The 1,192-nt window shown below is 39.3% G+C and carries 3 protein-coding genes; all 3 read right to left on the bottom strand.

Annotated elements, in window-relative coordinates:
- Positions 1-69: 69 nt before the first annotated feature.
- On the bottom strand, positions 70-468 hold the full coding sequence (locus FFM51_RS08725; RefSeq protein ID WP_003563273.1) for a pyridoxamine 5'-phosphate oxidase family protein: 399 nt from the start codon (positions 466-468) through the stop codon (positions 70-72).
- Positions 469-580: 112 nt separating this feature from the next.
- Positions 581-952 (bottom strand): TIGR02328 family protein, encoded by a 372-nt coding sequence (locus FFM51_RS08720; RefSeq protein ID WP_137598230.1) that lies wholly within the window; start codon positions 950-952, stop codon positions 581-583.
- 1 nt (position 953) lies between these two features.
- Positions 954-1,192 (bottom strand): hypothetical protein (locus FFM51_RS08910; RefSeq protein WP_223875927.1); only part of this gene is annotated, 239 nt, incomplete at its 5' end.

The following is a 1,192-nucleotide window of genomic DNA, read 5'->3' as shown; positions in this document are numbered from 1 at the left end:
ATAAACACTGTATGAGTTTGGACACTAAAAAGTTCTTCGACTTACTCGGTTGAATTTGTTTTAAAAACCCTAGGCGATTTGAATACCAGCTTCTAAGGTATTATCCAATTTATAGATTCGTTCAACATCAATGACCACCACGCCAGCGCGTGGGAAACGATCAAAGATGTTAGTTTTATCTAGAATCTGATTAGCAAAGTCATCTGCTTCATGAATATGAGCCGTTCCCTCAAAGCGAAATCCCTTTTGAGCGCCTCTATCAGCAACCGCAACCGCCGCCAAATGGTTGTTCGAGAGATTATTATAGGCCTGCCTAAAGGTGTGCTCAAAGTAGATTAAATGTGAGTCATCTAAGACATGTAGTGAACCCTTGGGACCAACTTGAGGTTTGCCATCTTTTCCTGTTGTTGCTAGAAAGGGGAGCTGATTCTTTAACATATTTTTCATTTCTTCTGTAAGGTTTACCATTTGATTTTCTCCTATCAACGTAATACTGGCTATTTATTTACTTTTAGTAAATATATTGTTGAGATACTATTTTGTCAATCCTATGTCCCAAGATGAACATCGCAGACTAGGATCACGGAAGGTTTAAAAAGATTCCCTTGTTTTGTAAATTGGTTAAGCAAACATGTTTATATCGTTGGTCATGCTCAGGATAGATGGGTATTGTGAGTGCAACCGGATTGAGTTGTTTGTATGCTGGGCAATGTTGACCTCGATACAGAGGATCATACCATTTCTGATCTGGATGATAACCTCGTTTTTCCATTTCACGTAACACAATACAGTGAAATTGAAATAATTTATATGGGGAATGTGCAAATACGTAATTAACGGTAGCGTGTTTCCGTCCCCATCCATTACCGCGAAGCGCCGCAATTTCACGATGCTGTCCCAATAATTGTTGTCTTGGGAGTTGCTGAATTAAATCTCGATGCCATAAACGCACGTTACGGCTTCCTTTCTTGAAAACTAGTCTTAATATTTATGCCATTTGGAGGATTACAGTACTGAACCATTTTATGACGAAGCGCCTTTTCTATAGGTTCATCGGCAGTATAAGCAATGGGATTTGCGCCTACTCGGATTGTCTGATCAATTTGTTCAATTTTGTTGGTGTGATTGATTATATTGCTCTTGCAAAGGAATGATATCCTTTTTTGCTGTCTTTGGAGCAGCGATTGCACCC

Origin of the sequence: Paucilactobacillus kaifaensis (genome assembly GCF_005405145.1) — a bacterium.
In the GTDB taxonomy this organism is placed as follows: Bacteria; Bacillota; Bacilli; order Lactobacillales; family Lactobacillaceae; genus Paucilactobacillus; species Paucilactobacillus kaifaensis.
Note: the sequence above shows the minus strand (reverse complement) of the source record. Positions and strands in the feature narration are given on the sequence as shown.